This window comes from Sulfitobacter sp. NFXS29 (genome assembly GCF_040148765.1).
In the GTDB taxonomy this organism is placed as follows: Bacteria; Pseudomonadota; Alphaproteobacteria; order Rhodobacterales; family Rhodobacteraceae; genus Sulfitobacter.
The window spans coordinates 92,628-117,969 of record NZ_JAGDED010000001.1 but is presented as its reverse complement, the minus strand read 5'-3'; the positions used below and the strand labels follow the sequence as shown (position 1 = coordinate 117,969).

27 protein-coding genes are annotated in these 25,342 nt (G+C 62.0%); 8 read left to right on the top strand and 19 right to left on the bottom strand.

The features are described 5' to 3' along the window. Positions 1–200 precede the first annotated feature (200 nt). Together pyrC and plsY are read left to right on the top strand one after the other, a co-directional pair. Positions 201–1,481 (top strand): dihydroorotase, encoded by a 1,281-nt coding sequence (gene pyrC / locus J3456_RS00590; protein WP_349578456.1) that lies wholly within the window; start codon positions 201–203, stop codon positions 1,479–1,481. Further along, positions 1,481–2,089, top strand: coding sequence for a glycerol-3-phosphate 1-O-acyltransferase PlsY (gene plsY / locus J3456_RS00585; RefSeq protein WP_132444247.1), 609 nt, complete (start codon positions 1,481–1,483; stop codon positions 2,087–2,089). Before pyrC ends, plsY begins: the two co-directional genes overlap by 1 nt. Positions 2,090–2,123: 34 nt before the next feature. Here plsY and J3456_RS00580 read toward each other — a convergent pair whose 3' ends face one another. The 3 genes from J3456_RS00580 to J3456_RS00570 all read right to left on the bottom strand — a co-directional run bounded on the left by J3456_RS00580 (position 2,124) and on the right by J3456_RS00570 (position 4,857). After that, a complete protein-coding gene (locus J3456_RS00580) occupies positions 2,124–3,494 on the bottom strand; it encodes a glutamate--cysteine ligase (RefSeq protein ID WP_349578455.1) in 1,371 nt (456 codons plus the stop codon). Between the two features lie 96 nt (positions 3,495–3,590). Continuing rightward, positions 3,591–4,121 carry a hypothetical protein gene (locus J3456_RS00575; RefSeq protein ID WP_349578454.1) on the bottom strand — a complete coding sequence of 177 codons (531 nt, stop codon included), beginning with the start codon at positions 4,119–4,121 and terminating at the stop codon, positions 3,591–3,593. A gap of 16 nt (positions 4,122–4,137) precedes the next feature. Continuing rightward, a complete protein-coding gene (locus J3456_RS00570; RefSeq protein WP_349579117.1) occupies positions 4,138–4,857 on the bottom strand; it encodes a 16S rRNA (uracil(1498)-N(3))-methyltransferase in 720 nt (239 codons plus the stop codon). 12 nt (positions 4,858–4,869) lie between these two features. On the opposite strand from J3456_RS00570, the gene ubiA reads away from it, so the two are divergent. From ubiA to J3456_RS00550, 4 genes are read left to right on the top strand one after another with little or no spacing between them, the layout of a single operon-like run. After that, entirely contained in the window at positions 4,870–5,844 is a 975-nt protein-coding gene (gene ubiA, locus J3456_RS00565) for a 4-hydroxybenzoate octaprenyltransferase (RefSeq protein ID WP_349578453.1), read from the top strand. Between the two features lie 59 nt (positions 5,845–5,903). Further along, positions 5,904–7,829, top strand: a complete 1,926-nt coding sequence (locus J3456_RS00560) for an OmpA family protein (RefSeq protein ID WP_349578452.1) — start codon at positions 5,904–5,906, stop codon at positions 7,827–7,829. Continuing rightward, entirely contained in the window at positions 7,816–8,139 is a 324-nt protein-coding gene (locus J3456_RS00555; protein WP_007118939.1) for a hypothetical protein, read from the top strand. The genes J3456_RS00560 and J3456_RS00555 overlap by 14 nt, the downstream gene beginning before the upstream one ends. Before the next feature lie 24 nt (positions 8,140–8,163). Beyond that, positions 8,164–8,559 carry a VOC family protein gene (locus J3456_RS00550; protein ID WP_349578451.1) on the top strand — a complete coding sequence of 132 codons (396 nt, stop codon included), beginning with the start codon at positions 8,164–8,166 and terminating at the stop codon, positions 8,557–8,559. 9 nt (positions 8,560–8,568) lie between these two features. Here the strand turns inward: J3456_RS00550 and J3456_RS00545 are convergent, their stop codons facing one another. From J3456_RS00545 to J3456_RS00500, 10 genes are all read right to left on the bottom strand, one after another. Next, a complete protein-coding gene (locus J3456_RS00545) occupies positions 8,569–9,012 on the bottom strand; it encodes a molybdenum cofactor biosynthesis protein MoaE (RefSeq protein ID WP_349578449.1) in 444 nt (147 codons plus the stop codon). 3 nt (positions 9,013–9,015) lie between these two features. After that, positions 9,016–9,261 carry a molybdopterin converting factor subunit 1 gene (moaD, locus tag J3456_RS00540; RefSeq protein ID WP_349578448.1) on the bottom strand — a complete coding sequence of 82 codons (246 nt, stop codon included), beginning with the start codon at positions 9,259–9,261 and terminating at the stop codon, positions 9,016–9,018. Beyond that, positions 9,261–9,926, bottom strand: coding sequence for a CDP-diacylglycerol--glycerol-3-phosphate 3-phosphatidyltransferase (gene pgsA / locus J3456_RS00535; protein WP_349578447.1), 666 nt, complete (start codon positions 9,924–9,926; stop codon positions 9,261–9,263). The genes moaD and pgsA overlap by 1 nt, the downstream gene beginning before the upstream one ends. 78 nt (positions 9,927–10,004) lie before the next feature. Beyond that, positions 10,005–11,873 (bottom strand): excinuclease ABC subunit UvrC, encoded by a 1,869-nt coding sequence (gene uvrC / locus J3456_RS00530; RefSeq protein WP_349578446.1) that lies wholly within the window; start codon positions 11,871–11,873, stop codon positions 10,005–10,007. Positions 11,874–12,158: 285 nt separating this feature from the next. Next, positions 12,159–12,938 carry an SDR family oxidoreductase gene (locus J3456_RS00525; protein ID WP_349578445.1) on the bottom strand — a complete coding sequence of 260 codons (780 nt, stop codon included), beginning with the start codon at positions 12,936–12,938 and terminating at the stop codon, positions 12,159–12,161. 12 nt (positions 12,939–12,950) lie between these two features. Further along, positions 12,951–13,910, bottom strand: coding sequence for a calcium/sodium antiporter (locus J3456_RS00520; RefSeq protein WP_349578444.1), 960 nt, complete (start codon positions 13,908–13,910; stop codon positions 12,951–12,953). A 167-nt stretch (positions 13,911–14,077) separates the two neighbouring features. After that, positions 14,078–14,875, bottom strand: coding sequence for a S49 family peptidase (locus tag J3456_RS00515; protein WP_349578443.1), 798 nt, complete (start codon positions 14,873–14,875; stop codon positions 14,078–14,080). Between the two features lie 60 nt (positions 14,876–14,935). Continuing rightward, the gene (locus J3456_RS00510; RefSeq protein WP_342852236.1) at positions 14,936–15,697 is read right to left on the bottom strand and encodes an ABC transporter permease; all 762 of its coding nucleotides are present in this window, start codon (positions 15,695–15,697) and stop codon (positions 14,936–14,938) included. After that, positions 15,694–16,623 (bottom strand): ABC transporter ATP-binding protein, encoded by a 930-nt coding sequence (locus J3456_RS00505; protein ID WP_349578442.1) that lies wholly within the window; start codon positions 16,621–16,623, stop codon positions 15,694–15,696. Before J3456_RS00505 ends, J3456_RS00510 begins: the two co-directional genes overlap by 4 nt. 63 nt (positions 16,624–16,686) lie before the next feature. Continuing rightward, complete coding sequence (locus tag J3456_RS00500; protein ID WP_349578441.1) at positions 16,687–17,208, bottom strand: SRPBCC family protein; 522 nt, start codon at positions 17,206–17,208, stop codon at positions 16,687–16,689. Positions 17,209–17,311: 103 nt separating this feature from the next. Between J3456_RS00500 and J3456_RS00495 the strand changes: the two genes are divergently transcribed. Then, entirely contained in the window at positions 17,312–18,292 is a 981-nt protein-coding gene (locus tag J3456_RS00495) for a DMT family transporter (RefSeq protein ID WP_349578440.1), read from the top strand. Here the strand turns inward: J3456_RS00495 and J3456_RS00490 are convergent. From J3456_RS00490 to J3456_RS00465, 6 genes are all read right to left on the bottom strand, one after another. Next, positions 18,289–19,254 carry an NADPH:quinone oxidoreductase family protein gene (locus tag J3456_RS00490; protein WP_349578439.1) on the bottom strand — a complete coding sequence of 322 codons (966 nt, stop codon included), beginning with the start codon at positions 19,252–19,254 and terminating at the stop codon, positions 18,289–18,291. The genes J3456_RS00495 and J3456_RS00490 overlap by 4 nt on opposite strands. Positions 19,255–19,337: 83 nt before the next feature. Beyond that, positions 19,338–19,448 (bottom strand): DUF2474 family protein, encoded by a 111-nt coding sequence (locus tag J3456_RS00485; protein WP_007118924.1) that lies wholly within the window; start codon positions 19,446–19,448, stop codon positions 19,338–19,340. Beyond that, a complete protein-coding gene (cydB, locus tag J3456_RS00480; RefSeq protein WP_349578438.1) occupies positions 19,448–20,455 on the bottom strand; it encodes a cytochrome d ubiquinol oxidase subunit II in 1,008 nt (335 codons plus the stop codon). Before cydB ends, J3456_RS00485 begins: the two co-directional genes overlap by 1 nt. A gap of 1 nt (position 20,456) precedes the next feature. After that, positions 20,457–21,890, bottom strand: coding sequence for a cytochrome ubiquinol oxidase subunit I (locus J3456_RS00475; RefSeq protein ID WP_349578437.1), 1,434 nt, complete (start codon positions 21,888–21,890; stop codon positions 20,457–20,459). Positions 21,891–21,980: 90 nt separating this feature from the next. Then, positions 21,981–23,330 (bottom strand): HAMP domain-containing sensor histidine kinase, encoded by a 1,350-nt coding sequence (locus J3456_RS00470; protein ID WP_259984269.1) that lies wholly within the window; start codon positions 23,328–23,330, stop codon positions 21,981–21,983. After that, positions 23,327–23,998: a response regulator gene (locus J3456_RS00465; RefSeq protein WP_269346974.1), complete on the bottom strand. Its 672-nt coding sequence runs from the start codon at positions 23,996–23,998 to the stop codon at positions 23,327–23,329. The genes J3456_RS00470 and J3456_RS00465 overlap by 4 nt, the downstream gene beginning before the upstream one ends. 162 nt (positions 23,999–24,160) lie before the next feature. Here J3456_RS00465 and J3456_RS00460 point away from each other — a divergent pair, with 162 nt between their 5' ends. Further along, positions 24,161–25,282: a Do family serine endopeptidase gene (locus tag J3456_RS00460; protein ID WP_349578436.1), complete on the top strand. Its 1,122-nt coding sequence runs from the start codon at positions 24,161–24,163 to the stop codon at positions 25,280–25,282. Positions 25,283–25,342 lie beyond the last annotated feature (60 nt).

Below are 25,342 nucleotides of genomic sequence, written 5' to 3'. Positions count from 1 at the left end.
AAGAACCTGAACACGATCCCAAGATGTCCGGCCGTATCGCCATGATCGCCCTTCTGGTGGCCTTTGGCGTGGTCGGAATGATGATTTGGATCGGCGGTTAAGGGCGGCACCTGCCTGAGAAAACCACGAAAACCGCTTGGTCTGGGGGGCGATTTGGGGCATGACAGCGGCGCATCCGCTATCGCATCAAAGGCCCGCCCATGACCCAGTTCTTCACCAACCTGTGCCTTCTTGACCCTCTGGCGGGCACGCTTGAGCCTGCCGCGGTTTTGGTCCGCAACGGGGTGATTGCCGAGGTTTTGGCCGGTGACGCCACAGCGCCCGACGGCGCGGAGGTGATGGATTGCAGCGGCCATATCCTCGCCCCCGGCATCGTCGATATTGGCGTGAAAGTTTGCGAACCGGGCGAGCGGCACAAGGAAAGCTACCGTTCTGCCGGGTTGGCGGCGGCAGCGGGCGGGGTGACCACGATGGTCACGCGCCCCGACACCGATCCGGCCATCGACAGCCCCGAAACACTCGAATTCGTCACCCGCCGCGCCAATGAGGCGGCACCGGTGAATGTGGTCCCCATGGCCGCGCTGACCAAAGGCCGCGAAGGCCGCGAGATGACCGAGATCGGTTTTCTGATGGACGCCGGAGCCGCCGCCTTCACCGATTGCGACCGCGTGGTGACCGATACCAAGGTCTTCTCCCGCGCGCTGACCTATGCGCGCAGCCTTGGTGCACTGGTCATCGCGCACCCGCAGGATCCGGGGCTAAGCAAGGGCGCTGCTGTCACCTCCGGCAAGTTCGCCTCCCTTCGCGGCCTGCCTGCGGTGTCGCCCATGGCCGAACGCATGGGGCTGGACCGCGATATCGCCCTGATCGAGATGACCGGCGCGCGCTATCACGCAGACCAGATCACCACCGCCCGCGCCCTGCCCGCGCTGGAACGCGCCAAGCGCAACGGGCTCGACATCACTGCAGGCGTGGGCATCCACCATCTCACGCTCAACGCGCTCGACGTGGCGGATTATCGGACCTTCTTTAAGGTGAAACCGCCGCTGCGGGACGAAGAAGATCGCATCGCCGTGGTGGAGGCCGTCGCAAGCGGCTTGATCGATATCATCTGTTCTATGCACACCCCGCAGGACGAAGAAAGCAAACGCCTGCCGTTTGAGGAAGCCGCCAGCGGCGCGGTTGGGCTGGAAACGCTGCTGCCCGCCGCCCTGCGACTGGTCCATGCCGAGATGATGGACCTGCCGACGCTCTGGCGCGCGCTGTCGCTGAACCCGGCCAAACGGCTCGGCCTGCCCGGTGGGCGGATCGCGGTGGGTGCACCTGCGGATATGGTTCTGTTCAACCCCGACGCCCCCTTCGTTCTGGACCGCGCGACGCTGCGGTCAAAATCCAGAAACACGCCCTTTGACGGGATGCGGATGCAGGGTAAGGTCGTGGCAACTTATGTAGCAGGCTCCTGCGTTTACGAGGCGAATTGATGCCCCCTATCGACACTTCTATTGAAATGATCCTGTTTTGGGCGCTGGCGGGCTACGTCATCGGCTCTATCGCCTTTGGCATGCTGCTGGCGCGGCTGATGGGGCTGGGCAACCTGCGCGATATCGGGTCGGGCAACATCGGCGCGACCAATGTGCTGCGCACCGGCAATAAAAAGGCCGCGGCGCTGACGCTGTTGCTGGACGGGGCCAAGGGGGCCGTGGCGGTGCTGCTGGCCCGTGCCTTCGCGGGCGAAGATGCCGCGCAGGCGGCGGCGCTCGGCGCGATGATTGGCCATTGCTATCCGGTCTGGCTTGGCTTTCGGGGCGGCAAAGGTGTGGCGACCTTTTTGGGCCTTATGCTGGCGCTGGCATGGCCTGTCGGGCTGGCCTGCTGTGCGGTCTGGCTAATTACGGCGGCAGTCTCGCGCATCTCGTCCCTGTCGGCGCTGGCGGCGGCGGCAAGCTCAACCTTTTTGCTGGTGTTCCTCGGCTATGGGGAAATGCTGCTTTTGGGCATCGCCCTGACGCTGCTGATCTTTTGGCGGCACCGCGACAACATCCGCCGCATTCGAAGCGGTACGGAATCGCGGATCGGTCAGAAAGGCTGACACCGCCCGAAGGCGGCATCAGTCAATTCATGTTTCAGTAGGAATATTCGGCGTAGATACGGCTCAGATCGCCGTTCCATGGCCCATGATAATCCGCCAGCAGATCATCCGCAGGCACGCGGCCCGTCTCGATGCTGTCGCGCAGGGCGTTGAGGAAATGCGTCTCGTCCGGGACCAACCCACCGGCGCCGGGACGGGCGCGGGCTTTCAAACCGGTCTCTGACAGGGCCACCGCCTCGCGGGCCAGATCATGCATCTTGAGCCCGCCAACCTCGGCCTGAAGGCCGTGGGTCGAAGCCGCGATACGCAGCTCTTCTCGGGTGTCGGCGTCCCAATCCTTAACCAAATCCCAAGCGCCATCCAACGCGGACTGGTCATACATTAGCCCGACCCAGAAGGCCGGAAGGGCGCAAAGACGCCGCCACGGGCCGCCATCGGCACCACGCATTTCGATGAATTTCTTCACCCGCGCCTCGGGGAACAGCGTGGTCAGATGATCGGCCCAATCGCTCAGCGTCGGCTTCTCGCCGGGCAGCGCAGGCAGCTCGCCTTTCAGGAAATCGCGGAAGGACTGGCCAAGCGCGTCGATATATTTGCCATCGCGGTAGACAAAATACATCGGCACATCGAGCGCATATTGCACCCAAGCCTCAAACCCAAAACCCTCATCAAAGACGAAAGGCACCATCCCGGTACGGGCATCATCCAGATTGCGCCACACCAACCCGCGAGTGGATTTCACGCCGTTGGGCTTGCCATCAAGGAAGGGTGAATTGGCAAAAAGCGCGTTGGCGATGGGCTGCATGGCCACGGCGACGCGCATCTTTTGCACCATGTCAGCCTCACTCGCGAAATCGAGATTGACCTGAACGGTGCAGGTGCGGCGCATCATGGTGGTGCCCATGGTGCCGACCTTTTGCATATAGCCGTCCATCAACTTGTAGCGGCCCTTGGGCATCAAATCCATCTGCTCATGCGACCATTCGGGTGCTGCGCCCAGACCGATGAAGCCCACGCCGATCTCATCGGCCACGTCTTTGACCTCGCGCAGGTGGGTGTTCACCTCATCGCAAGTTTCATGGATGGTTTCGACCGGCGCGCCCGACAGTTCCAACTGCCCGCCCGGCTCAAGGCTGATGTTCGCACCCTCTTTTTCCAGCCCGATAAGCTTGCCACCCTCTTCGACCGGCGCCCAGCCATGACGGTCACGCAGCCCTTCCAGCATCACCCGGATCGAGCGGTCGCCCTCATATGGCAGCGGCTTATGGGTATCGGTGCAATAGCCGAATTTCTCGTGCTCTGTGCCGATGCGCCAATCTTCTTTTGGCTTGCAGCCGTCGGCCAGATACTGCGCCATTTGGTCATGATGTTCGATCGGGCCGCCGCCGGATTGAGGGATGGACATTTGCGAGGGCTCCGTTTTGAAGGGTCGTCTTGGGTGTCTTCTAAGGTAACGACTTGTCGTCGTGTTTAGCAGGGATGGGCGGATTTGCCGGGGCTGTCAATGCAGCAAGACATGCGCCGGGCGCAGCGGCGCGCGCTCCCAGATCACAACGGCGTCATGCCGGGTCTTGCGCAACTCAAAGAGCATCCGCTCGGTGCGCAACCCTGGCAAAGCCGCGAAAGCATCAAACAACGCTTCGGAACCTGCGGCATTTACGGGGATTAACAAGGGCTCTTCGTTGTCGTGGGGTTCAAGCCGCCAATGGGCGGGAAACATCTGCCGATCAAGGCTCAGCCGCTGCAATTCGCGCAGAGAAACCGTGCCACCAGTGAGCGGCCCAAAGTAGGTGATCTGCCCTTCGACCACCTGCACCGCCCCCGCCCCGTCACCTTCATCGCGAAAACGTGCGCGTTGTACGCCGAGCCAAATCAGCGCCGCGCCGCCCGCCAGCGCTGCATAACCCGGCACCGCCAGCAAAAAGCCCGGCCCAGCCACCAGCCAAAGTCCGAAGAGCATCAGCCCGCCGCCCACAATCGCCTCACGCCAGCGCCAAAGCTGGTCGCGCGCGCCTTGGCGCAGAAAACTCATCGGGCCACCCTTTGCATCACCAGTCTCCCAAAGCCTGCTGCCACATGGTCATCGCCGCCACCGCCGCCGTATCGGCCCGCAGGATGCGCGGCCCCAGCGTGACAGCGTAGGCATGATCAAACCCGTGCAGCCGCTTGCGCTCAGCCTCAGAGAACCCACCTTCGGGGCCGATGAGGATTGCCCATGGCCCGCCTGCGCCCGTGGGAAGCGCGCCGCTCTCGCCAGCCAAAGCCTCATCGCAGAACATGATCTGACGGTTGCTGTCCCATTGATCCAGCAGCCGCCCTAGCTTCACCGCCTCGGCGACCTCGGGCACATAGGTGCCACCGCATTGCTCTGCCGCCTCGACCGCATGGGCCTGAAGGCGGGTTTGTTGCACGCGGCCTGCGTTGGTAAATTCAGTCATCACAGGGACAATGCGCGAGGCGCCCATCTCGGCGGCTTTTTCGACAATAAAGTCGGTGCGTGTCTTTTTGATCGGGGCAAAGAGCAGCCACAAATCGGGGGGCATCTGCAAGGGGCGGGTCTGCTCGACGCAGGTCAGAACCCCGCCGCGCTTGCCCGCCTCGGCCACTTCGGCCAGCCATTCGCCATCACGCCCGTTGAACAAAAGCACCCCGGCCCCGACCGACAGCCGCATCACCCCAAAGAGGTAATGCGCTTGCTCGCGCGCCAAAGGAACCGTTTGCCCCTGCCCCAAGGGCTGATCTACATACAATCTGATTTTCGCATTCATGGGGCCAGATATATGCACAACCAGCCGCCTTCGCCAGATGCTACGCCCGAAGCGCCAGTTGCCGATGCTGTGACCGACAATTGGGTTGACCGTTACGCCCCTGCCGGACTGCGCCCCTACCTGCGGCTGAGCCGCGCGGATCGGCCCATTGGCACATGGCTGTTGCTGCTGCCCTGCTGGTGGGGGCTGAGCCTTGCGATCCTTTTCGATCAGGCACCCCGGTGGGAGGATCTGTGGATTTTCGCGGGCTGCGCCATCGGCGCCTTCCTGATGCGTGGGGCGGGCTGTACGTGGAACGACATCACCGACCGCAACATCGACGGCAAGGTCGCGCGCACCCGGTCGCGGCCGATCCCTTCGGGATCGGTCACGGTGAAACAGGCGTTGGCGTGGATGGTGGGGCAAATGCTGCTGGCGCTGCTGATCCTGCTTTCCTTTAACCAAGCGGCCATCGCCATGGGCGTGCTGGCGCTGCTGCCGGTGGCGGTCTATCCCTTCGCCAAGCGATTCACATGGTGGCCGCAGGTCTTTTTGGGGCTCGCCTTTAACTGGGGCGCGATGCTGGCTTGGACGGCGCATGCGGGCACGCTGCACGCGCCCGCCGTGGTGCTCTACCTCGCCGGAATCGCTTGGACACTGTTCTATGACACGATCTATGCCCATCAGGATGCCGAAGATGACGCGCTGATCGGGGTCAAATCCACCGCCCGGCTCTTTGGAGAGAATTCGGGCAAATGGCTGCGGCGTTTTCTCATGGCGACTGTCGGTTTGATGGGGATCGCCGTGATCTATGCCGGTCTGCCAGGTGCTTCGGTGCTGGCGCTGGCGATTGCGCTTGGCGGGCCTTGGGCCATGGGATGGCATATGGCGTGGCAATTGCGCGGGCTGGACACCAAAGACAACGCCAAGCTCTTGCAGCTCTTTCGCGCCAACCGCGATACCGGCATGATCCCGCTGTTGTTTTTCGCAGCAAGTCTTCTGGCCTGATTGCACCCCCGGCTGGACGCGCGTATCAAGTCTTGAGCTTAACAACCAGAAGGCCGCCCATGCGCCTCTCCGCCATTTTCATGATCGCCCTGACCTTTGCAGCCGCAGGGGTGGTCTCTCTCGTGGCGGCAAGCTTTTCGGTGCAGTTGATCGAGGATACTTCCGAAATCGGCGTGCGTGACGCGCTGGACGATCAGGGCATGACATGGGCCGAGGTGCAGGCCGATGGTCTGCAAGTCACTCTCGCCGGGATCGCCCCGACCGAGGCCGTGCGTTTCCGCGCCCTGTCGACCGCAGGCACCGTGGTCGACGCCGCCCGCGTGATCGACGAAATGGAGGTCGAGGCCCAATCCGGCATCGCCCCGCCGCGCTTCTCTGCCGAGGTGCTGCGCAATGATGCGGGCATTTCGATCATTGGCCTGATCCCCACCAGCACCGACCGTGACGCCGTGATCGACGCTTTTGGCGACATGGCGGGTGACGCCACGGTGACCGACCTGCTGGAATCCGCAGACTATCCGGCCCCCGAGGGCTGGGAAGACGCATTGAATTTTGCCGTGCGCGCCATGGCGGACCTGCCCCGCGCCAAAGCTTCCGTCGATGCGGGCCGCGTGACGATAACCGCCATCGCCGACAGCGCCGCCGCCAAGGCGCAGATGGAGCGTAAACTGCAGCGTGCGGCCCCGCCCAGCCTGCGGCTGCGGCTCGACATTGCAGCACCCCGCCCGGTGATCACCCCCTTTACCCTGCGCTTTGAGATCGACGCCGAAGGCGCGCGTTTCGATGCTTGCTCTGCCGATACCGAAGCCGCCGCCAACCGCATCGTGAAAGCGGGCATCGCCGCCGGCGCGCCAGAAAATGCCGATTGCACCATCGGTCTGGGTGTGCCCAGCCCGAACTGGGGCCGCGCTGTGGCGCTGGCCATCGAAGCGCTGAGCCGCGTGGGCCAAGGCGCCATTTCTTTCGCGGATGCTGACATCACCTTACTGGCCGCACCCGGCACCGAGTCCAACACCTTCGACCGCGTTGTGGGTGAGTTGGAAAACGCCCTGCCGGATGTTTTCGCCCTGACCGCGAAACTGCCAAAAGTCGAAGACCCCGAAGCAGGCCCGCCCGAATTCACCGCCACCCTCTCGCCCGAGGGGCAGGTGCAACTGCGCGGACGGCTCTCGACAGAGGGGCTGCGCGATCTGGCGGACAGCTATGCAAAATCGCATTTCGGATCGGCCAATGTCTATACCGCCGCACGTCTGGACGAGACCCTGCCCGACGATTGGGCCACCCGCGTCCTGACCGGGCTGGAGGCCATGGCCTCGCTCGCCAACGGCTCTGTCAACGTCACGCCCGACCGGCTTGAGGTGATGGGCAACACCGGCAACAAGGATGCGAACACCACCGTTGCCTCACTCTTGGCCGACAAGCTGGGCGAAGGTGCGGATTACAGCATCGACATCACCTATCAAGAAAAGCTCGACCCCATCGCGGGTCTGCCCACACCTGAAGAATGCGAAGCCGAGATTCGCGAAATCCTGAAAATCGGCAAGATTACTTTCGAGCCGGGCAGCGCCACGATCGACTCGGCCGCTCTGGGCACGATGGATGACATCGCCGAGGTGCTGAAACGCTGCGGTGACATCCCGCTGGAAATTCAGGGCTACACCGACAGCCAAGGCCGCGAATCTATGAACCTGTCGCTGTCGCAAAGCCGCGCGGAATCGGTTCTGAACGAATTGCGCGCCCGCCGGGTGCTGACATCGTCCTTCCTTGCCAAGGGCTACGGCGAAGAAAACCCCATCGCCGACAACAAGACCGAGGATGGCCGCGAAGCCAACCGCCGCATCGAATTCCGCCTGATCCAACCCGAGGCTGAGACGCCCGAAGACGAAACAGCGCTGGAATCTGCTGAAGAAACGGGCGATACCACGGCAGAAGAGATCGGGGAATCCGACGAAACCGAAGAAGGCAGCGGTGATGAGCAGAACTGAGTTTGTCCTGGCAACAGCCATCATTCTTTTCGTGGCCTTCTGCATGGGATGGTTCGCCAACTGGCTGCTGAACCGCTTCACCCGTGTGGCCGCCGATGATGTGGCCCAGCTTGACCGGATGAGCCAAGAGCTGCACGAGGCCGAGGAGACCCGCGATCAGGCGATCACCTATCTGCAACAGCGCGAAGCCGAACTGACCAACCAGCTTGCCCAGACTGAGGCAGAGCTGCGCGCCGCGATGGACGGCCTGCGCGACGCCCGCCACGAGGCCGAAGAGATGCGCGCCTATATCGAGCGTCAGAAAGCCTAACCACACGCCCTACCGGAGGCTCCCATGGCCAAACTCGCCCATTCCATGATCCGCGTCTTTAATGAGCCGGCATCGGTGAAATTCTACGAAGACGTTTTCGGGCTGAAGATTGCGGACCGTTTGGATTTCGACGGTTTCACCCTGATCTACCTGCGTGACGCCGCGGGCGATTTTGAGCTGGAACTGACGGTCAACAAGGACCGCGACACGCCCTATGATCTGGGCGACGGCTATGGCCATCTGGCCTTTGTGGTCGAAGATCTCGAAGCCGTCCGCCATACCGCGATCAAAGCCGGCGCCGCCCCACGTGACATCGTCGATTTTCGCCCTGCCGGAGAGACTGTCGCGAAGTTCTTCTTTGTGGCGGACCCCGACGGCTATCAGATCGAAGTCATCGAAAAAGGCGGACGCTTCGCCTGAAGCAGAGGCTCACCAGCGGTTTAACGCGGCCTCATCTTCGTCTTTCGCGGCAACCCACGCCTCACCCTCAGCCGTGATCTCGCGCTTCCAGAATGGCGCGCGGGATTTGAGGTAGTCCATAAGAAACTCCGCCGCCTCAAAGGCGCTACGGCGGTGCCGCGCGGCGCTGGCGACCATCATGATCTGCTCACCCGGCACCAGCCGTCCGTAGCGGTGGATTACCAGCGCATCCTGCAGATCGAACCGCGCAACGGCCTGCTGCGCAATCTCGCGCAGCGCCTTTTCGGTCATGCCGGGGTAATGTTCGATCTCCATCGCGCTCAGCGTGCCTGCATCGTTGTCGCGCACGACACCCGTGAAGGTCACAATCGCACCGCTGCCCCCCTCGCCCTTCGCGAAACGTGCAGTTTCCTCGGCCAGATCAAAGGGCGCTTCCTGAACCAAAACGCGCATGGGTCAGCCCCCGGTCATCGGTGGGAAAAAGGCCACTTCGCGCGCGCCTTGGAGCGACGCGTCGAAATCGGTCAACTCCTGATCCACGGCCACACGCAGTGCGGAGAGGTCTGAGAACGCCATCTCGTAACGCTCCTCTCGGCCACGTAATTCTTCGACCAGTTCAGCCACGGTCGCGGCGGTGCTTTCGACCCGCTCACGCGGCAGGCCGATCCGTTCGCGAACCCATGCAAAATAGAGGATATCCATTAGATCGGCTCCTTCAGATGTGGCAGCGCCTTGCGCAGGTAGTCAAAGCCGGTGATGGCGGTCAGCACCGCTGCGATCCACAGCAGGACCAGCCCCAATAGGCCCGCCCATTCCATCCCGGCAAGCTTCCAACCCAGCCCCAGAGTATCTTCGACCTCGCCATCAAGGATCGCTTCGATCATCTGCTGGTCCATGCCGAAAACGCTCATCCCAAGGTAATGCTCGAACACCCCTTGCGAGAACAGCACGGCGATGGCGATCATCTGCAGGGTCGTCTTCCACTTGGCCAGTTGGGTGACCTTCAAGGTGCCGGCAACGTCGCCCAGATATTCGCGCAGGCCCGAGACAAAGACTTCTCGAAACAGGATCAGCGTGGCGGGCAGCACCAGCCATGGCGACCAACTGGAGAAGGCCACGATTACCATCAGCGCGATCACGACCATCGCCTTATCGGCAATCGGGTCGAGCATGGCGCCCAGTTTCGTCTCTTGCCCCCAAGCGCGGGCAAGATAGCCGTCAAACCAATCCGTCACCGCCGCGCTTACGAAGAGCACCAAGGCGAACCAGTCGGCATAGGGCCGCGTAAAATAGAGAAACATGACCGCCACACCGGGGGCCGCGACCAGCCTGAGCAGGGTCAGGATATTGGGCAAATTCCATTTCATGACGTTATCCTATCGCGCGGCGTTGGCGGCTGAAAGGACGAAACCGCGCCAGCGGCCTGCCCTTCGGCGGGCACGTACCTAACCCTTCTCATGGAAGTAGCCATAGATCGTTTCTGCCAGCGCATCCGACACCCCTTCGACGGCCTTAAGATCGCTGAGGTTCGCGCGGCCCACCGCCTTGGCCGAGCCGAAATGCGCCAAAAGCGCCCGCTTGCGCGCGGCGCCAACGCCCGGCACATCGTCGAGCGGCGTGGCGCTGACCCCCTTGGCGCGTTTTGCCCGGTGAGTGCCGATGGCGAAACGGTGCGCCTCGTCACGCAGCCTCTGCACGAAATACAGCACCGGATCATTGTGCCGCAGCGCCATGACACGCTTGCCGACACGGTGGAACTCTTCCTTGCCCGCATCCCGATCAATGCCCTTGGCAACGCCGACCATCGGAATGTCCTGCACCCCATGCTGCGCCATAATCGAGGCCACGGCACTCACCTGCCCGGCCCCCCCGTCGATCAGCAACAGATCGGGCCAAAGCCCACGGCTGCGGTCCGGGTCTTCTTTGATCAGGCGCTTAAACCGGCGGTGCAGCACCTCTTTCATCATGCCAAAGTCATCACCGGGGGTCAGGTCATCGCCGCGGATGTTGAACTTGCGGTACTGGTTTTTCATCATCCCTTCGGGCCCTGCGACAATCATCGCGCCCACCGCATTGGTGCCTTGGATGTGCGAGTTGTCGTAAACCTCGATGCGATCGGGCGGTTTTGGCAGATCAAAGGCATCGGCCAGCCCCTGTAGCAGCTTGGTCTGGGTCGCCGTCTCGGCCATCTTGCGGGCGAGGCTTTCGCGTGCGTTGCGCAGGGCACCGTCGACCAGTTCGGCCTTCTCGCCCCGCTGCGGGACCAACAGTTCCACCTTGCGGCCAATCTTCCCGCTCAGCGCTTCGGCCATCAGATCGGGGTTTTCGATCTCATTGCTCAGGATCAGCTGCCGCGGCGGCTCACGGGTGTCGTAGAACTGGCCAATGAAGGCCTCCAGCACCTCGGCGGCATCCACATCGGCCCCGACGCGGGGGTAGTAATCCCGGTTGCCCCAGTTCTGGTTGGCACGGATGAAAAAGACCTGCACACAGGCCTGACCGCCCTCCATATGCAGCGCGATGATGTCGGCCTCGTTCACCCCCTGCGGGTTGATGCCTTGGGCCGTTTGCACCTGCGTCAGCGCCTTAATCCGGTCGCGCAGAGCGGCGGCGCGTTCAAACTCCATCGCTTCAGATGCCTCGGCCATATCCTGCGCCAGACGCCCCTGAATCTCGGTCGATTTGCCACTCAGAAAACGCTCCGCATCACGGACGGTTTGGCGGTATTCCTCGGCCGAGATCTTGCCGACGCAGGGGGCCGAGCAGCGCTTGATTTGGTGTTGCAGACAGGGCCGTGTGCGGCTGTCGAACATCGCATTGGAACAGTCCCGCAGGAGGAAGACCCGCTGCAACTGGTTGAGCGTCCTGTTCACCGCGCCCGCGCTGGCGAAGGGGCCATAATAGCTGCCCTTTTCCTTCTTCGCGCCGCGGTGTTTCTTGATCTGCGGATAGTCGTGATCGGCAGTGACAAGGATATTGGGAAAGCTTTTGTCGTCGCGCAGCAGCACGTTGAACTTGGGCTTGAGCTGCTTGATCAGGTTCTGCTCCAAGAGCAGCGCCTCGGTCTCTGTCTTGGTCGTCAGAAACATCATAGAAGCGGTATTGGCAATCATTCGCGAAATGCGGCCCGAATGCCCCGTGGGCCGCACATAGGACGACACCCGCGCGCGCAGGTTCCGCGCCTTGCCCACATAGAGCACGCGGCTCTCCGCATCGAGCATCCGGTAGACGCCCGGCGAGGAATCGAGCGACTTCAGATAGGCCTGAATCACTTGGCGGCCTTGCGGCGGAGGGCTGTCGTTGGGCGTGGTCATCTCAGGCGCTGATTCTCGTGCTTCGCTGCAATAGGACGGCAATGGGGGCAAGCTTTAACATGTCCACCAAACATGTGGATAACTCTGCCGATAACTTCTGGGCATCTTGGATTTCTCTTTGTTTTTAACATGGTTCGCTGATTTGCCTATTTTTTAGGCACGCCCGTAATATATTGATTTCGCTCATTCTTTTGTTTACCATGAAACAAGCCCCTGAAAACAAAAGGGTTTCGGTAACACTTTGGTTACATAGTTTAACGAGGTGCAAAACTTCCCGCATGACCGTCAGTTTCGGGGGCTTTTAGGGCTTGTATCCCACTGCAAATGTTCGCCGCCGTCGGTGCAGATAAGCTGCCCTGTGACGCTCGGCGAATCGATGAAATAGCCCAGTGCCGCCGTGATATCCTCAGGATTGGCCCCCCGGCCCAACACCGTGCCGCGGCGCTGCGCCGCAAAGTCTTCGGCATCTTGATGCGGGCCTTGTAACGTGGGGCCGGGACCGATGCCATTGACCCGGATCGCCGGGGCCAGCGCTTGCGCGGTGGTGCGCGTCATTGCCCAGAGGCCCATCTTGGCGATCGTATAGGTGGTGAATTCCGGCGTCAGGTTGCGCACCCGCTGGTCCAGCATATTGACGATCAAACCGCGCGCGCGTGGCTCGCCCCCGGCGTCGACCTTGGGCATCAGCCCCTGCCCCGCCATCGCCTGCGTCAACACGAAGGGCGCCCGCAGGTTGCTGCCCATATGGCGGTCCCAGCTTTCACGGCTGGCGCTCGCGATATCGTCCTGCTCGAATATCGAGGCGTTGTTCACAAGGCAGGTAATCGGCCCGCCAAGCGCCTCTGCCGCGCGGGGCAAGAGCGCCCCGGCTGCGGTGTCGTCCAAAAGGTCGGTTTGCAGGGCCACGGCGCGGCGGCCCATCGCAGCGATCTCAGCGGCGGTCGCCTCGGCCCCGGCGCGCGAGGTGGCGTAATGCACCGCCACGTCAAAGCCCCGCTGCCCGAGGTAGAGCGCCATGGCGCGGCCCAGACGTTGCCCGGCTCCGGTCACCAATGCCCGCCGCATCTGCCGCCCTCCTCAGATCAGGATGATTAACAAGTAAAGCCCGTAAAGCGCGCTCAGCGCCACACCCCAAAGCCGCGTGATGTCGCGCCCCAGATAGACGAAGGGGATCAGCAGCAGCGACGCGCCCAGCATCACCCACAGGTCGATCCGCAAGAAGGCTTCGTCGACCGAGATCGGGCCGACAAGGCTTGCGATGCCGATGATTGCCAGCAGGTTGAACATGTTCGAACCAATGACGTTCCCAAGCGCCACATCCGCCTGACGGCGCAGCGCGGCCATCACCGTGGTCGCCAGTTCCGGGAGCGACGTGCCCACTGCCACCAGCGTCAGGCCGATCACCGTGTCGCTGACACCGTAAGTCTGGGCGATGAGCGTCGCATTATCCACCAAAAGGCTCGCGCCCAAGGGCAGGCCGATCAGCCCGAGGATCAGGAACAGCGCAATCTGCCAGCCCGCCATGTCGGGGTCGGCGCCTTCGGGCTCTTCCTCCTCTTCAACCTCCCCGCTGCGGCAGGCGCGGCGGTGGTCCTTGGCATCGCTGAAGGCGTCGTAGAGCATATAGGCCAGACCGGAGAGCAGGATCAGCCCCGAGATCCAGTCGAACACACCGCGGAAGGCCAACGCGATAAAGAGCAGCGAGGCCGCGATCATCTGATTATAGGTCTTGCGCGTGCGGCATTCAGAGGTGTGCATCGTCGCCAACAGCGCGGGAATGCCCAGCACCATCAGGATGTTAGCCGTGTTCGACCCGACCACATTGCCAAGGGCCAGCCCCGGCACCCCGTCCAAGATCGCCTTGACCGAGATCAGCAGTTCCGGCGCCGAGGTGCCAAAGGCCACGATCGTCAGACTGACGATCAGCGCGGGCACCCCAAGGCGCAGCGACAGGTTCACCGCCCCTTTTACCAAAGCGTCCCCCGCGAACAGCAGGATTACGAGGCCAAGCCCCGACAGTAGCCACGGCATCAGCATCAACGCCCTCCCTTACAGGCGCATTCGCCCTTGCCAATACGGTAACGTCCGCAGTCACGGCATTTGGTCCGGGACAGGCGTTTGCCCCCCAGCCAATGCATTTTTCCAAACCAAGCCAGTAGGCCCATGGCCACCAGAAAGAGCAGAACGATCTTAAAAACCATGGGCTAGAGACCAAACCGCGCATAGGCCGCGCGTTCCTCTATGCCCTGAACCGCGTCCTGCACCATCTGCACGCCAAAGCGCGACAACAGCCCGCGTTTCACGCCGTAGCGGCGCAGTTTGACCTTGTCGCCGAAGCGCTCTTTCAGCAGGGGTTTCAGATGGCCGATACCGTCGATCAAGCCCAACTCGGCGGCGCGTTTCGCCAGCCAGATTTCCCCGGTAAAGAGGTCTTGCCCCTCGGGGAGCTTGCCCGCGCGGCGGCTCTTCACATGGTCGATAAAATTCTCGTGGATGTCTTCCAACAACGTTTTCAGCCGGGCGACATCCTCGGGGTTTTCAGGGCGGAACGGGTCGAGCATGGATTTGCTCTGCCCTGCCGTATAGACGCGCCGCTCAACCCCATGCTCGCGGATGAACTCATGCACCCCGAAGGAGGCCGAGATCACCCCGATAGAGCCCACGACCGAGCTTGGGTCGGCGTAAATCTCATCCGCCGCAGCCGCCAGCCAGTAGCCGCCTGAAGCGGCGACATCTTCGACAAAAGCGATGACGGGGATATTCTTTTCTTCAGACAGCCGCCGAATACGCGCGCCGATCAACGAGGATTGCACCGGGCTGCCACCGGGAGAGTTAATCTCCAGCGCGACGGCAGTAGGCTTGCCCTTGGCAAAGGCCTTTTCGATGACCGGGCCCATGGTGGCGTCGTTCAACACCGCGCGGCCCTGCGATCCGATCATGCCGGAAAGCCGGATTACCGAAACGCTGGGCGGGGATTTAAGGAAGGGGAGCCGAATTCTCATTCCTCCCATGTAGAACGCCCACCCGGTGCAAACAAGGCGGGCGCCCAAGTTTCGCGGCCCTCAGGCCCGCAGACGCCAGCCGGTGCGGAAAATCCACCAAATCACACCAAGGCAGAGCGCCGTGAACAGCGCGATTGCCGCAAGGCTGGTCAGGATCGGCACATCGGCAGAGCCGAAAAACGCCCAACGGAAGCCTGAGATCAGATAGACCACCGGGTTGAAATGCGAGATCACCTGCCAGACAGGCGGCAGCATCGAGATCGAGTAGAAAGACCCGCCAAGGAAGACCAGCGGTGTGACGATCAAGAGCGGCACCAGTTGCAACTGCTCAAAATTCCCCGCCCAGATTCCGATGATAAAGCCCATGAGCGCAAAGCTGATGCAGGTCAGCACCAGGAAAGCGACCATCGCGATGGGATGCTGGATGGTAATATCGACAAAGAAAAACGCCGTGATCAATATGATCGTGCCGATAAATAGCGCCTTCGTCGCCGCTGCCCCGACATAGCCGATGACGATCTCGAAAAAGTTGATCGGGGCCGAGAGCAGCTCGTAAACCGTGCCGATAAATTTCGGGAAATAGATGCCGAAAGAGGCGTTGGAGATCGACTGGGTGATGACGCTGAGCATGATCAGCCCCGGTACGATGAAGGCGCCATAGCTCACGCCCTCGACCTCTTCGATACGGCTGCCGATGGCCGCGCCGAAGACAACGAAGTAGAGCGAGGTTGATAGCACCGGCGAGATGATGCTTTGCGTGATGGTGCGAAAGAAACGCGCCATTTCAAAGGCGTAGATAGCCTTGATCGCGGTCCAATTCATGCCGCATCCTCCTTCAGCAGGTCGACGAAAATATCTTCAAGACTGCTTTGCCGCGTCGCCACATCGCGCAGCACCAGACCGCTCTCGGCAACTTTCGACAGCAGTTTGGTGATGCCCGTGCGCTCAGCGTTGGTGTCATAGGTGTAGATCAAGGACTGCCCGTCTGCCGACAATTCCACATCGGGCGATTGCAGCGCCAACGGTACTTCGGTGATCGGCTCAGAGAGCTGAACCTCAAGTTGCTTTTTGCCCATCCGCGCCATCAGCGCGTTCTTTTCTTCGATCAGCAGCAATTCACCCTTGGCGATCACACCGATGCGGTCCGCAATGGCCTCCGCCTCTTCGATGTAGTGTGTGGTGAGAATGATCGTCACGCCAGAGGCCTTCAGCCCGGCGACGATCTCCCACATGTCCTTGCGGAGTTCCACGTCGACACCGGCGGTAGGCTCGTCGAGGAAAAGCACCTGCGGGTCATGGGCCAACGCCTTAGCGATGAGCACGCGCCGCTTCATCCCACCCGAGAGTGCACGGATTTGGCTGTCTTTCTTGTCCCAGAGCGAAAGTTGCCGCAGGATTTTCTCCAGCACCGCCTCATCCGCCGGACGGCCAAACAACCCGCGCGAGAAGCGCACGGTGTTCAGCACCTTTTCAAACGGTTCAAGGTTAATTTCTTGGGGGACCAGCCCGATCATCGAGCGCGCGGCGCGGAAATCATCGTTAATGTCATGGCCACCCACAGTCACCTTGCCGCTGGTCGCGGTGGTGATGCCACAGATGGTCGAGATCAACGTCGTCTTGCCCGCCCCATTGGAGCCCAAAAGCGCGAGGATCTCGCCCTGTTCGATCTGTAGGTTGACCCCTTTAAGCGCCTCGAAACCGCCCGCGTAGGATTTGCGCAGGTTCTGAATATCCACGATTGTCGGCATGGTCGTCTCCGCTTTGGTAAGACGGGCAACCTAACGGGCTTTGGGCTGGGTGAACAGATGCGTTCAGGTCTTGGCGCGGCCGAACCAGCCCTTTTTGGCGGGGGCGTCTTCGCCGGGGGGTTCGGGCTCAGCGCCCTCTTCCGGCGTGCCTTCGAGCGAGGATTGCAGATTGTCGAAGAACTGATCCGCCATTTTCTTGGCAAAACCGTCGATGATCCGGCTGCCAAGCTGCGCCAGCTTGCCACCGACTTTGGCCTCGACATCGTAACTGAGCTCGGTCCCGCCGTCTTTTTCGGCCAGCCGCACTTCCGCGCCGCCTTTGGCGAAACCGGCTGCACCGCCCTTGCCCTCGCCCGTAATGGTCAGCGCTTCGTTCGGCACCAAATCGGAGAGCGTCACGTGCCCCTTAAAGGTCGCCTTCACCGGGCCGACCTTTTGCACCACCGTGGCGTCATAGCCCTCTTCGACCGAGCCTGTGACATCCTGCGCGCCGGGCACGCAGGTTTGCAGCATCTTCGGGTCCAGAAGGGCTGCATAGACCTCGACCGGAGTGGCGGCGATCTGGCGGGTGTCGGACATCTGCATTGCTGGCTCTCCCAATGGCGTTTCATGCCAGCCTAGCGGGTAATTCTGTGCAAACCAATGTCAAAGCGCTGGACCTTTCCCTCCGGGCTGGTAGGTCTTTGCCATGATAACTACCTCCCATAACCGCGCTGGTCTGGCGATCGGGCTGATCCTTCTCGGCGTGGCTGCGATCTCGGTCAACGACATGCTGATCAAACGCTTATCGGACGGCTATCCGCTGCATCAGATCGTTTTTACCCGTTCGGCCATCGGGATCGTGCTGGGGCTGGTCTTGGTCAAACTCGAAGGCGGGCTTCATCTACTCAAGACCCGCCAGCCGGGGCTGCACCTGCTGCGCGGGCTGCTCATCGTGATTTCAAATATGTCGTTCTTTTTGGCCATCGCCGCCCTGCCCTTGGCCGAAGCGACGGCGCTCTTCTTTGCCGCACCCCTGTTTATCACCCTCCTGTCGATCCCTATTCTGGGCGAAAAAGTCGGTCCTTTGCGTATGGGTGCGGTGGTTGTCGGCTTTGTTGGCGTGGTCATCATGCAGCGGCCTTGGGCCGGCGGGGACGCCTTGCAGGCGTCACGACTGGTGCTGTTCCTACCGGTTTTAGCGGCGCTGACCTATGCGTTGAACCAGTTGATGACGCGCAAACTGGGGGTAAGCACCAAGGCTTCGGTTCTGTCGGTCTATATTCAGGCAGTGTTTATCGTGGTTTCGCTTGGCTTTTTCGTGGTTGCTGGCGATGGCCGTTTTGTGGCGGGCGACAGCAGTGCATCGCTTGAGTTTTTGCTGCGGGCATGGGTTTGGCCTGCACAGGATGATTACCTCACCTTCCTCGGCATCGGCCTGAATGTGGCGCTGATCGGCTATTGCCTGAGCCAAGCCTACCGGCTGGGCGATGCGGCCACCGTAGCCCCGTTTGAATATATCGGCCTGCCGCTGGCGGTGTTCTGGGGTTTCGTGATTTTCGGTGACCTCCCGGTTTGGGAGGTCTGGGTCGGGATCGCGCTGATCCTTGCGTCAGGCCTTTTCGTTTACCTACGCGAGCGCCAAAAGGCGCTGCGCGTGACCCGTTTGCAGGGCGGACGGCGCGCCTAGCCCGCCACCTCGACCACGACTTTGCCCGTTGCCTTGCGGTCGCGCAGCAGGGCCAGCGCTTCGTTGGCCTGCTCCAGCGGCATGACGTTGCTGACGTGGGGCTTGAGCTTGCCGGCGACATACCATTCGATCAGCTCGGCGAAACTGTCGGTCAGCACCGAGGGTTTAATCTTGGCATAACCGCCCCAGTAAAAGCCCAACACGCTCAGGTTCTTAACCAGCAGGATATTCGCCGGGATCTGCGGCACCTCACCACTGGCAAAGCCCAAGGGGATCAACCGCGCTTCGGGATTGCAGGCGCGCATGGCGGCTTTGAATTGGTCGCCGCCCACCGGGTCATAGACCACATCGGCGCCGCCCAATTCCTTGACGATGGCGCGGATGTCGTCGGTTTCGGAATTGATCAGATGATCTGCGCCGGCCTCTTTGCAGACCGCCAGCTTGTCGGCTCCGCGCGCCACGGCGATGACCTCAGCGCCCATCATCTTGCCCAGCTCCACCGCCGTCAGCCCAATGCCGCCCGACGCGCCCAGCACCAGCAGCCGTTCGCCCGGTTGCAACCGCGCCTTATAGTCCAGCGCCACATGGCTGGTGCCGTAGGCAATCAGAAAGGCCGCCGCATCCACGGCGGTCATCTCTTCGGGGATCGGCACGCAGACTGCTGCTGGAATGGCGGCATATTCGGCCAACCCGTTAAACCCGGTATAGGCTGCCACGCGTTGGCCGACTTTCAGGTGATCAACCCCTTCGCCCAAGGCGGTGATCGTGCCCGCCATCTCCATCCCCAGCGTGAACGGCAGCGGCGGCTTTTCCTGATAGGTGCCCTTGATGATCAGCAAATCGCCAAAATTCAGCCCGCAGGTATCGACTTGGATCAGCACCTCGCCCTGCCCCGGCATTGGCATCTCAAGCTCCCGCAGGGTGAGCGGTTCGTCATAGGCGGTGACTTGCATGGCGCGCATCGGGTTGTCCTTTCGTGCTGCTTTGGCCGTGAAGAGGCCAGAAGCCGCAGCACTTGGCAAGACCCCACGCCCGCGCCGCTGCGTCAGCCGGGCATGATCACCAGTCGGATGCCATAGGCCACCACAGTCAGCAGCGCCACGCTGGCCAGCCAAAGCGCCACGAACCAGCCGCTGCGTTTTAGCCATTTCCCCATCAGTGATAGCCCTCTTCTGGGTCAATCTTGCCGCGGAACACCCAATAGGCATAGGCCGTGTAGCTGAGGATCAGCGGCAGCAGCACCAGCGTGCCGACCAGCGCGAACATCAGGCTTTCATCGGGGGCAGCGGCATCGGCAATGGTCAGGCTTGGCGGCACCATATGCGGGTAAAAGCTGATCCCGATGCCAATGAAGCCCAGCACGAAAAGCGCCTGCGCACAGAGGAACGGCTGAATGTCCGCCTTGCGTTGCAAGCCGCGCAGCATCCCAAAGGCCGCAAGCGCCACCAAAAGCGGCACCAAGGCGCTGAACAGCGCCGTGGGCCACGCGAACCACCGCTCGAAATAGACAGCATCGGTGAAAGGCGTCCAAAGGCTGACCATCCCCATGAAGACCAAAGTCGCCACCGCCAGCGGCCAAGCAAGGCTGCGCATGTGGGCCTGAATGCGGCCCTCAAGTTTCATGTTGAGCCATGTGGCCCCCAGCAGAGCATAGCCCACGGTCACCGCCACCCCGGTCAGGATCGAGAAAGGCGTAAGCCAATCCCACCAGCCGCCCGCATAGGCGCGGCCTTCGATCTCAATCCCCTGCACCAGCGCCCCAAGGGCGATGCCCTGACAGAAGGAGGCCACCAGCGAGCCGCCGAAAAACGCCATATCCCACAGGGGCTTCCACCGTTTGGTGCGCCAACGGTACTCAAACGCCACGCCGCGAAAGATTAGCCCGAGCAGCATCAGGATGATCGGCATGTAAAGCGCGGGCATGACAACCGCATAGGCCAGTGGGAAAACGGCGAACAGACCGCCGCCGCCCAGCACCAGCCACGTTTCGTTGCCGTCCCAGATGGGCGCGACCGAGTTCATCATCACGTTCCGCTCGCCCTCATCCTTGGTCATCGGAAAGAGCAGCCCAACCCCCAGATCGAACCCGTCGAGGATGACATAGATCAGCACGGCACCGGCGATGATCCCGGCCCAGATGAACGAAAGTTCCAGTCCAAACATCTCAGCTATCCTCGCCCTTATCTCTGACCGCTGCCTCTTCGCCCACGGCAAGGATCGGCCCGTCGCCGTCCTCTTCTCCGCTCTGCGCCGCGTCGCGTTCGTCTTCCAGCACATGACCCACAACTGGTTTGCGCATCATCGCCACGATATACCACGTGCCCGCGCCGAAGACGAAAAAGTACACCACGATGAAGGCGATCAGCGAGGTCGCCACGGCAGGTGCCTCAATCGGCGCAAGGCTTTCAGAGGTCCGCAGCAGCCCGTAGACCGTGAAGGGCTGCCGCCCGACCTCGGTTGTGATCCAGCCCGCCAGCACCGCGACAAAGCCGGTCGGCCCCATCAGCAGCGCCAGGCGGTGCAACAGCGGCGCGTCGTAGAGCCGCCCCCGCAGCCGCGCGAGTGCGGCCCAAAGACCCAGCCCCAGCATCGCAAAACCAAGCGCGATCATGATGCGGAAGGACCAGAAAACAATCGCCACGGGCGGCTCATCCTCATCCGGGATCGTATCGAGCCCCGGCAGCGGCGCGTTCAGATCGTGCTTGAGGATTAGTGAAGACAGCTTGGGGATCTCGATCGCGTAATCAATGCGCTTTTCTTCGGGGTTCGGGATGCCGAAAAGGATCAGCGGCGCCCCGTGATCGTGGCTGTCGTAATGCCCCTCCATCGCCATGACCTTGGCGGGCTGATGCTCCAGTGTGTTGAGGCCATGCATGTCACCCGCAAAGATCTGCAGCGGGGTCACCAGCAATAGCATCCACATCGCCATAGAGAACATCCGCCGCGCGGCCCGGTCGGCGTGATCACGCAACAGATGCAGCCCGCCGACCGCGCCCACAACCAGTGCCGTGGTCAGATAGGCCGCCAGCACCATATGCACCAAACGGTAGGGGAAGGACGGGTTGAACACGATCGCCCACCAGTCCTCGGGCACGAATTGCCCCACGTCGTTGATGCCAAAGCCCGCAGGGGTCTGCATCCAGCTGTTGACCGACAGGATCCATGTGGCAGAAGCGAGCGTGCCCAGTGCCACGAGTGCTGTGGCGAACATATGCAGCCCATCGCCGACCCGCTTACGGCCAAAGAGCATGATGCCAAGGAAACCGGCTTCAAGAAAGAAGGCCGAAAGCACCTCATAGGCCATGAGCGGCCCGACGACCGGCCCGGCCTTATCAGAAAAAACCGACCAGTTGGTGCCGATCTGGTAGGACATGACGATGCCCGAGACGACCCCCATGCCAAAGGCCACGGCAAAGATCTTCTTCCAATAGTTAAAGAGCTTCAGATAGGTCTCTTCGCGTTTCCACAGCCAAAGCGCGTTGAGCACGGCCAGAAAACTCGCCAACCCGATCGAGAAAGCCGGGAAGATGATATGGAACGAAACCGTGAATGCAAACTGCACCCGCGCTAGGATTTCGGCGGTGTAACCGTCGAGCATGTGAAGCCCTCGCGTGTTGTTTCCTGACCTATATAGGACCGGGGGGAGCGAGAGGCACAGGCTAAATTGCCGCAGCCGTTTGCATTTGTCCTAACTGTCGAATGTCACCACCACACGCAGCCCCGGCGCGTTGTCGATGAGTTCCAGCCTTGCCCGGTGCAGTTTCACGACCCCATCGACCAGCGCCAGCCCCAGCCCATGGCCCGGCGTGCCCCGGCTGCGATCAAGCCGGTAGAGCCGCTGCAACACTTTGTCGCGGTCCTGCGCCGGAATGCCGGGGCCGCCATCTGCGACACTGAGTGTGACCTGACCCGCCGCCTGTTCCAGCGAAATGTCCACCGCCTCGGCGTCGCCAGAATGGCGCAGGGCATTCTCGATCAGATTGGCGATCATCTGACCCAGCAATGCACGGTCGCCTGTGACATGGGCAGGCGTCTTTGGCAGGGTGCAGATCAGGCGCTTGCCCTGTTCGCCCGCCGCGGGCTCATAAAGCTCGACCATGGTTCGGCACAGCGCGGTCAGATCGACGGGGGTGAAATGGGCGCGGGCATCGCCCTGCTCCACCTGCGCGAGTTGTAGCAGAGATTGAAAGATCGCGGCGATGCCGTCCAATTCGGCACGTGCACGGGCCAGCGGTTCGGTTCTGTTTTCGCCCGTGGCCTCGGCCCTGTCGAGATCGTCCAGATGCACCGAGACACGTTGGATCGGGGTTTTCAGGTCATGGGCGATATCCAGCGACACCTGCCGCAGCGCTGCCACCGACGTTTCCTGCGCCCGGGCCATTTGGTTGACCGCCTCACCAATGCGCAGCAGGTCATCCGACCAGCGCGGCCCGGGCGATACCCTTGCCGCCAGATCGCCTGCGGTCAGCCGGTCCAGCGTGGCGCGGATCACCTCGACATGCCGTTTGGAACGTCGGGCAAGGATCAACCCGCCCGAAAGCGCGATCAACACCGTGGGCAACAGGCTCACCAGCAAGATATTCACGAAAACCTCGCGCAGGGCGGTGATCTCGGCCCGGCTGCGCGCGATGGTCAAAAGCCCGCCATAAAGCGTATCGGTGAGCGTGAGATAAACCCCGTCATACTGCGCCCGCGCCGCGCCGATTGAGACGATGTGATAACCTTCGTTATCCCGCGCGATGGCCCCGTTGCCATAGATACGACCATTAGGGCCGATGTAGCTTAGGATCAGCCTGTTGGGGTCTGTCTCGCGCGATTCCGCCTCGACCAGCCGCGCAAGGGCGGCGGCACCGGGGGCGGCGCGAAAGCCCGCCATGTCTTGCGCGAGATCTGCCCGGATCGCCTGTTCAAACGATCGCTGGGTGACGGCATAGCTGGCCGCAAGGCTAAGCAGGCTGACGATGGTAAAAAGCAGCACCAGCAAAAGCGCCAACCGCAGCGGCATGGAACGCCACAACCCTGCCAGCCGCGCCTTCATGTGTCGATCCTATAGCCCGCGCCGCGCACGGTCTGGATTAACTCGCTGTCAAAGGGTCGGTCGACCTTGGCCCGCAGGCGGCTGATGTGGGTCTCAACCACATTGGTCATCGGGTCAAAGGAGATGTCCCAGACCGCCTCAAGCAGCATGGTTCGCGTTTGCACCCGGCCTTTCCGGCGGAGCAGATGCTCTAGCAAAGCAAATTCACGCGGTAGCAGGTCAATCTCTTGGCCCGCGCGCGTGACCCGGCGGCTGATCAGGTCCATCGTCAGGTCGCCAGCGCGGAGGGTCGTTTCCTGCTCCAGCGCCTGCGGGCGACGCGCCAGCGCATTCACCCGCGCCGACAGTTCGCCAAAGGCAAAGGGCTTGACCAGATAATCATCCGCCCCGGCGTTCAGCCCGTCGATCCGATCCTCCACCGCGCCCATCGCCGTGAGCAGCAACACCGGCGTGGCATTGCCCGCCCCGCGCAGGGTTTTCAATAGCGTCAGCCCGTCTAACTCAGGCAGCATCCGATCAAGGATCAGCACGTCATATTGCCCGGTGGTGGCCTGCACCAAACCGTCGCGGCCATCGGCCACCACATCCACGGCATGCCCCTCTTCGCGCAGGCCCCGCGCGATATAGGTGCTGGTGGTGGTATCGTCTTCGACAACAAGCAGTTTCATCGGGGTCTCATCTAGGTTCAGCCAAGAGGTAAGGCAATTCCGCTGCCCGCGCATCCCGCCGCCTGCATTCTCACAGATTTGTATAGCGCCTGCGACGACGCTGTAAAACGCGCGCCCCAGATAGGGGTCCAGAAACACTGAATGCACAGCAAGGAGCATCTCATGAACCAGACCCTTTCCAAGGCCCCCCGCGCCGCCGCCCTTGCGCTGAGCGCCGCCGTCGCCGCGACCCCAATGCTAGCACTTGCGCCCACAGCCGCGCTGGCCGTCCCGGCTGGCGGCTATGCCGACTTGGTCGAGGCCGTCTCTCCCGCCGTGGTCTTCATTGAAGTGACCGCGAAACAGCAAAGCGCGCAGATCCAGCAGCAACTGCCCCCCGGCATGCCCGAAGAACTGCGCCGCCGGTTTGAACATATGCTGCCTGACCAACCCGGCGCCGAGGCGACCCCGCGCCAAGGTCTGGGGTCCGGTTTCATCATCTCCGAAGATGGTCAGATCGTGACAAACCACCACGTCGTCGCAGGCGCCGAGACGGTGACCGTGAAGCTCGCCGATGGCCGCAGCTTTGACGCCGAAGTCGTGGGCAGCGACGCGATGACCGACATCGCGCTGCTAAAGGTCGCCGCTGATGTGGACCTGCCCAAAGTGGACTTCGGCACCTCCAAGACCCTGCGGGTCGGCGATGAGGTCGTGGCCGTGGGCAACCCCTTTGGTCTTGGCGGCACCGTGACTTCGGGCATCATTTCGGCCCTGTCGCGTGACATTCAGGCCGGGCCGTTCGATGACTTCATCCAAACCGACGCGGCGATCAACCGCGGCAACTCCGGCGGGCCGCTGTTTAACAACGATGGCGAAGTTGTGGGTGTGAACACCGCGATCCTGTCGCCGGGTGGCGGCTCTGTCGGGATCGGTTTTTCGGTGCCTTCTGACCTCGTGCAGACCATCGTCGCCGATCTTGCCGATGACGGCTTGGTCGAGCGGGGCTGGCTGGGTGTGCAAATCCGGCAGATGACCCCCGAGGTCGCCAATGTGCTTGGCTATGACGAGCCGCGCGGCGCGGTGATCGAAGCGGTTTCCGAGGACAGTCCCGCCGCCAAAGCGGGCCTTAAGAAAGGTGATATCATCCTGTCCTTTGGCGACACAGAGGTGGACGATCTGCGCGACCTGACCCGCGCGGTGGCAACCACCACGCCTGAGACGGCGGCAGAGGTTGTCGTGCTGCGCAAAGGATCTGAGCAGACCCTCGACGTGACCGTGGGCACGCTGGAACCCAAGCCGGCGTGATCCATGCCTTCCCGGCGCCCCTCATGCCGCCGGGAAACCCCAGCCCTTAACCCTCGCCGG